The 5,504-nt window shown below is 54.7% G+C and carries 5 protein-coding genes; 3 read left to right on the top strand and 2 right to left on the bottom strand.

What is annotated here, in order from left to right; all coding sequences use genetic code 11:
- Window positions 1-108: 108 nt before the first annotated feature.
- Window positions 109-1,188, bottom strand: coding sequence for a Ycf66 family protein (locus H8Q75_RS01330; protein ID WP_024124462.1), 1,080 nt, complete (start codon window positions 1,186-1,188; stop codon window positions 109-111).
- A 383-nt stretch (window positions 1,189-1,571) separates the two neighbouring features.
- Here H8Q75_RS01330 and murC point away from each other — a divergent pair, with 383 nt between their 5' ends.
- The 3 genes from murC to H8Q75_RS01315 are packed head-to-tail and all read left to right on the top strand — an operon-like array spanning window position 1,572 to window position 5,001.
- Window positions 1,572-2,996 (top strand): UDP-N-acetylmuramate--L-alanine ligase, encoded by a 1,425-nt coding sequence (gene murC, locus H8Q75_RS01325; protein ID WP_041429041.1) that lies wholly within the window; start codon window positions 1,572-1,574, stop codon window positions 2,994-2,996.
- A complete protein-coding gene (murB, locus tag H8Q75_RS01320) occupies window positions 2,993-3,898 on the top strand; it encodes a UDP-N-acetylmuramate dehydrogenase (RefSeq protein ID WP_024124460.1) in 906 nt (301 codons plus the stop codon). Before murC ends, murB begins: the two co-directional genes overlap by 4 nt.
- Before the next feature lie 5 nt (window positions 3,899-3,903).
- Window positions 3,904-5,001, top strand: coding sequence for a glycosyltransferase (locus H8Q75_RS01315; protein WP_024124459.1), 1,098 nt, complete (start codon window positions 3,904-3,906; stop codon window positions 4,999-5,001).
- On the opposite strand, the gene H8Q75_RS01310 is transcribed toward H8Q75_RS01315, so the two are convergent.
- A complete protein-coding gene (locus H8Q75_RS01310) occupies window positions 4,996-5,145 on the bottom strand; it encodes a hypothetical protein (RefSeq protein ID WP_157869651.1) in 150 nt (49 codons plus the stop codon). The two genes, H8Q75_RS01315 and H8Q75_RS01310, sit on opposite strands and share 6 nt — an antisense overlap.
- Window positions 5,146-5,504 lie beyond the last annotated feature (359 nt).

Here is a 5,504-nt window from a genome sequence, read left to right as displayed (position 1 = left end):
CTATTAAGCTTTGCTTCAGAGAAAATAAAAGTGGCAAAAGTTATGAATTCCTGACTTTATTAACTTTTGCGGCGATTCGTCCTGCCCTGTACCCGCTGGAGTGAGATGTTACAGACGGGCTTCGGGGGGCGGCCAGTCACTGTCCTCAGTAGGTTCTGGATTTTCAATGGTTATCCCCTCTGCCATTGCCTCGTCCTCAGCATCCTCAACATCACTATTTTCAGGAATATCCCCTAGGAGATCGGCGGCAGAGGTGCGCGATTGCGGTGCTGGGGGCATCGTTTCTGTGGGTTGAGCATCGGCAGCAGCTTCAGAGACTAAAGGCGGCTCTGCCCCTGCCTTAGGGGTTGCTGTGGGTTCTGGAGCATTGACAACTGTTTCAGGAGATGCGGGTTCTTCTGGTGCTGCGGCGGTCACTGTGGCTTCTGGAGCCTCAACCCCTTTTTCAGGAGGGGCTGGCTCTTCCGAGGGGGCCACCGCTGCTTCTGAAGCAGTAATTGTTGCTGGTGCTGGCTCTTCTGGGGTACTAGCAGTTGGCGGCTGTAGCGTTTCAACACTTGACTCTTCTGGGGCGATAGTTTCGGCCCCTTCGTGATTAGCCGGTGTGTCTGCAGTTGGGCTGGCCGTTGGTTCAGCTTCCGCAGATTCTGCTGGGACTGCGGCAGCTGCCGCAGTGGCTGGAGTGGGTTGTTCAGCAACGGTAGTGGGGGTGCTTGCTGTCCACAGATCTGCTTTGATGTTGCCAGTATCCATCGGCGGTGGCGGAGTATCCACGGCAGCCTGGGGGCGATCGGGCTGCTTCCGGAAGCCCCTGCCCAAGCGACTCACCAGGCCTTTCAGTGGCTCACTGATTTTCGCAAAGGTACCTTCGGGCAGCAGAGACTGGACTTTTTGCCAAAGGGCTTGGGCTTTTTGGGTATCGGTGCGATCGCCGGGGTGGGTCAGTTGCCAGCGATAGCTGAGGGTCTGCCCGCCAAACCAAAGGATTAAAGCCACTGCAGCTGTCATTCCTAGGAGCAAGCCACCGCCAATGCGATCGCCATAGATCCACAGGGTCAAGGCAAAGAATAATCCCGCGCCACTGGCCACCAGATCAAACCTACGGTACAGTTCCGGCAGAAAGAAGCCCAACAGATACAAGCCTAAACTGGCGATCGCCATACTCCAAGCTAGCAAGTTCGTCAGCATTCCCAGTCCTCAGCAAGATAACGGCACACCGACAAGGCGGTATCAACCTTCTACCATACACCCCGCTGAATTTATCTCCGCTAGAGTTTATTCTTTGTCGAACTCTTGAGCCACTCCTGAAATCAACCCTAGACTGAGCTATGCTCAATAAACTGCCTGCAAAAAATTTTTTCGCTCAAGGTGACATATTCACCCCAGATCTGCCAGTATTAGCCCATGGAGCTTCAAGGTAACCTGCTATGATTAGCCTAAGAATTTATACCTAGTTCATGCCTAAGTTGATATTCAATTCATTGACTTGAGTCTATTGACACTACTATTTTTGGTTCTAAAAATTTTCTTTTGGCGGAGTAAAGGAGTTGCTTGTGGCAAATCGGCCAGTGATGGAGTTTAGCGGACGTCCATTCCACTTCATTGGCATTGGCGGTATTGGGATGTCAGCCCTTGCCTACATTCTGGCCAAAAAGGGCTTTAGGGTGTCTGGATCCGATTTGCGTCCCAATCGTTTGACCGAGCAACTGGCTGAGTTAGGTGTGCGGATTTTTATTGGCCAGAGTGCTGCTAACTTTGAAACGTATCCCTTCACCCCACTCCCTCAGGTCATTTGCTCCACCGCCATTCGCAGCGATAACCCTGAATATCAAGCGGCTCAACACTTAGGCTGTCCAATCTTTCACCGTTCCGATGTACTGGCGGCACTGATGCACCGCAGCCAAAGTATTGCCGTTGCCGGTACCCACGGTAAGACAACCACCAGCAGTATGATTGCCTATTTGCTGTTACAGGCTGGGCTAGATCCAACAATTATTGTTGGGGGGGAAGTGGCGGCATGGCAGGGCAACGCCCGTGTGGGTCAAAGTCCTTACCTTGTGGCTGAAGCTGATGAGTCTGATGGCTCCCTGCGCAAATTCCATCCCCATATTGGCGTCATTACTAATATTGAACTTGACCACCCCGATCACTACAATTCCCTTGAAGAGGTGGTGGCCACGTTTCAGCAGTTTGCTACTCAAGCAGACATTGTGATTGCCTGTGCCGATTGTCCAAATATCCGCGATCGCCTGCATCATCCGCGCCTGTTGACCTATAGTCTGCAACGGCAAGCAGGGGTGGACTACTGTGTGGATCATATTCAATACACCTCTGAGGGGACGACGGCACGGATTTGGGAGCGGGGCACCTCCCTTGGAATTTTGCAACTGAATGTTTTGGGTGCCCACAACCTGCAAAATGCCCTAGCGGTGATTGCAGTGGGACGGTATCTCGGCATTGACTTTGCCACCATTGCTGCTGCTCTTTTAGAGTTTCGCGGTGCCCGCCGCCGCTTTGAAGAACGGGGACAGGTGAATGGAATTCGCTTCATTGATGACTATGCCCACCATCCCAGTGAAATTATGGCTACCCTAGAGGCAGCCCGCCTCCAAGTGGGTACTCAAGCCCCTTGGCAACGGATCGTGGCGGTGTTTCAACCCCACCGCTATAGCCGTACCCAAATCTTTCTCGAGGCCTTTGGCCAGTGCTTCAGCGCCGCGGATCACGTGATCTTCACGGATATCTATAGTGCCGGCGAACCCAATCCCGGCACCATTAGTGGTGCCGATGTTGCCACCTGTGCCCGTCAGTATCATGCTTCAGTGGATTACTGCCCCACCTTTGAAGCGGTACAAACTCGCTTGGCGCATCTGCTGCAGCCGGGCGACTTGGTCATCTTCCTTGGGGCTGGCAACCTCAATCAACTGATTCCGTCTGTCATGGCGGATCAGGAACAATTCAGTGTCTCTCCCCTCACTGAGGCGATCGCCCTATGACCTTGGCCTGCTTGCCCCAAACCCAGTGCCCCCTACAACGTCAAGTCTCCCTAGCGGGCTTAACCACCCTCAACGTCGGTGGCTGTGCCGAATGGTTTGTGGAACCGCGTACGATTGCTGAACTGCAAGCGGCCTATACTTGGGCACAGGAGGAGGCACTGCCGATTACGGTTTTGGGGGCAGGGTCTAATCTGCTGGTGAGCGATCGCGGTGTGCCGGGGCTAGTGATCTCCACTAAGCATCTGCGCTATCTCACAACTGATCTAGAGACGGGACAACTGACGGTGGGTGCAGGCTATCCCTTGCCCAAGTTGGCTCACCAGAGTGCCAAACTCGGCTGGCGTGGTCTGGAGTGGGTTGTTGGCATCCCCGGCACCGTTGGAGGGGCAGTGGTGATGAATGCCGGTGCCCATGGCGGCTGTACAGCGGAGCGGCTGGTGTCAGTAGTGATTTTAGAACCCGATGGCACGTTGGCAGTGGTGTCGGCACGGGAGTTGGGCTATGGCTACCGCACATCGAGTCTTCAGGATACGCAGCGCTTGGTCCTGCAAGCCACATGGCAGTTGGAACCCGGCCATGATCCTGCCCAAGTGAAAGCAGATACCCAAAAACACCTGAGCGATCGCCTGCGGACGCAGCCCTACGATTTCCCCAACTGTGGCAGTGTCTTCCGCAATCCCCAAGGGTGGACAGCGGGTTGGCTAATTGAGCAAACGGGCCTGAAGGGCTACCAGATTGGACATGCCCAAGTTTCCCAAAAACACGCCAACTTTATCCTTAACTGTGGTGGTGCAACGGCCATGGATGTCTATCATCTGATCCGCTATGTGCAAACTGCTGTGGCCGATCGCTGGGCGGTGTGGCTGCACCCGGAAGTAAAGCTGATTGGCGACTTTGCCTAGGGTCTATGGCCATTACCCTCTGCATGATTGTGCGGGATGAGGCGGCACGCTTACCCCAGTGCCTAGCCAGTGTTGCCGGCGTTGTTGATGAGGCAGTAATTGTGGATACGGGGTCGCAGGATGAAACGGTGGCGATCGCCCGCGCTTGGGGGGCACAGGTCTATGAAATTCCTTGGCAAGATGATTTTGCCGCTGCCCGCAATGTTGCTTTAGGGTATGTGACCACTGAGTGGGTCTTAGTTTTGGATGCTGATGAAACCCTCACCCCTGCCTTTGCTGCTTTGCTGCCCCAAATTTGCCAGCAACCCAACTGGCTGGTGGTGACCTTGCTGCGGCAGGAACTGGGTGTCATTCCCCCCTATACGCCCGTAGCGCGTCTCTTTCGCCGTCATCCCGCCATCTCCTTTCAGCGCCCCTACCACGAAACCATTGATGACAGCGTTTTGGCGCTACAACAGCGAGAACCCCATTGGCAAATTGGTCATGTCAATGGTGTTGCCATTGTCCACAGTGGCTATCTGGGCGACCAGCGGCAGCAAAAGCAGGAACGGGCTGAGCGGATCATGCGTCACCACCTTGAGCAGCACCCTGAGGATGCCTACCTGTGGAGTAAATTAGCCGGTGTATATCTGGCTAGGGGCGACTGGGAGCAGGCTCAGCAGTGTTTAGAACAGGGCTTAAAGACTGAGATACTTCCGCCAGCGATCGCCCATGAACTTTACTATCAGCAAGGGAATCTCTACGCTGAGCGCGGGGAGTGGCAAGCGGCAATTGCCGCCTATGAAATGGCTCTAGGGACGCCCACCCCTGAGGTGATGCATCTTGCTACCTATCTGCGGCTGGCGGAAGCCCAAAAGCAATTAAAACGCTGGGGGCATGCCCTGGCCACCTACGATCGCCTGCAAAGGTTAGATCCGACCTGTGCCTTGGCCTATCAAAACCAGGGGGCACTGCTGCTGCGTCTAGGACAGGTCAGTGCCGGCCTTGACAAACTACGTCAAGCCATTGTCCTGCTGCGGGATCAAAATCCGGCGGAAGCCCAGCGCCTCACCCAAGAACTCCAAGCAATGGGATTCCTCTCACCCAGCTGGAAGAGTTCATAAAGTCTTTTGGATGAGGGGAGTTGTCCGTACCCGTTGCTGAATTGCCTCATCCCAAGGTTCTTGACCGGTCAACGACAGGCGCTCAATCAGGAGTCTCTGACCACCAGAGCGCAGAATCACATTGCCGCAGGTAATACAGGTCATACATTGACAAATTTGGCCCTAGGGCAGGGAACAGGAGGAGGGGTTTGGGTGGAGAGTGCAAATTACGCCAGAGGCTCCGAAGAGCTGCGGCTCAACTTTGACAAACCGGGATTTTGACAAAGTGGGATGGCAATAGGACCCTATCAAACATCCTGCGTACCATTGCGCCAATCATTCCTTTGGCGGTAGGCACAGACACCAAAATCCAGGGCTCAGTGGGGAAAGGCTGGGCGATCATCCCAACCAGATGGGCCAACCAGATGGGCGTTGTTCTCAGATAGCCAGCAGCGGGCCGTCAATGGGGCGAGAATAGGCTTGCTCAAGGGTTCCTGCATAGCCGGAGGGTGGCTTTGCGCTCG

This window comes from Thermosynechococcus sp. OHK43 (assembly GCF_014466085.1).
Taxonomy (GTDB): Bacteria; Cyanobacteriota; Cyanobacteriia; order Thermosynechococcales; family Thermosynechococcaceae; genus Thermosynechococcus.
The sequence above is the reverse complement of the archived record's forward strand: the minus strand, read 5'-3'. Positions and strand labels throughout refer to the sequence as shown.

What these genes read in the sequence shown, in the direction of transcription:
- H8Q75_RS01330 (WP_024124462.1), bottom strand. Translation starts at nt 1,188, where the DNA reads ATGCTGACGAACTTGCTAGCTTGGAGTATGGCGATCGCCAGTTTAGGC.
- murC (WP_041429041.1), top strand. Translation starts at nt 1,572, where the DNA reads ATGGAGTTTAGCGGACGTCCATTCCACTTCATTGGCATTGGCGGTATT.
- murB (WP_024124460.1), top strand. Translation starts at nt 2,993, where the DNA reads ATGACCTTGGCCTGCTTGCCCCAAACCCAGTGCCCCCTACAACGTCAA.
- H8Q75_RS01315 (WP_024124459.1), top strand. Translation starts at nt 3,904, where the DNA reads ATGGCCATTACCCTCTGCATGATTGTGCGGGATGAGGCGGCACGCTTA.
- H8Q75_RS01310 (WP_157869651.1), bottom strand. Translation starts at nt 5,145, where the DNA reads ATGACCTGTATTACCTGCGGCAATGTGATTCTGCGCTCTGGTGGTCAG.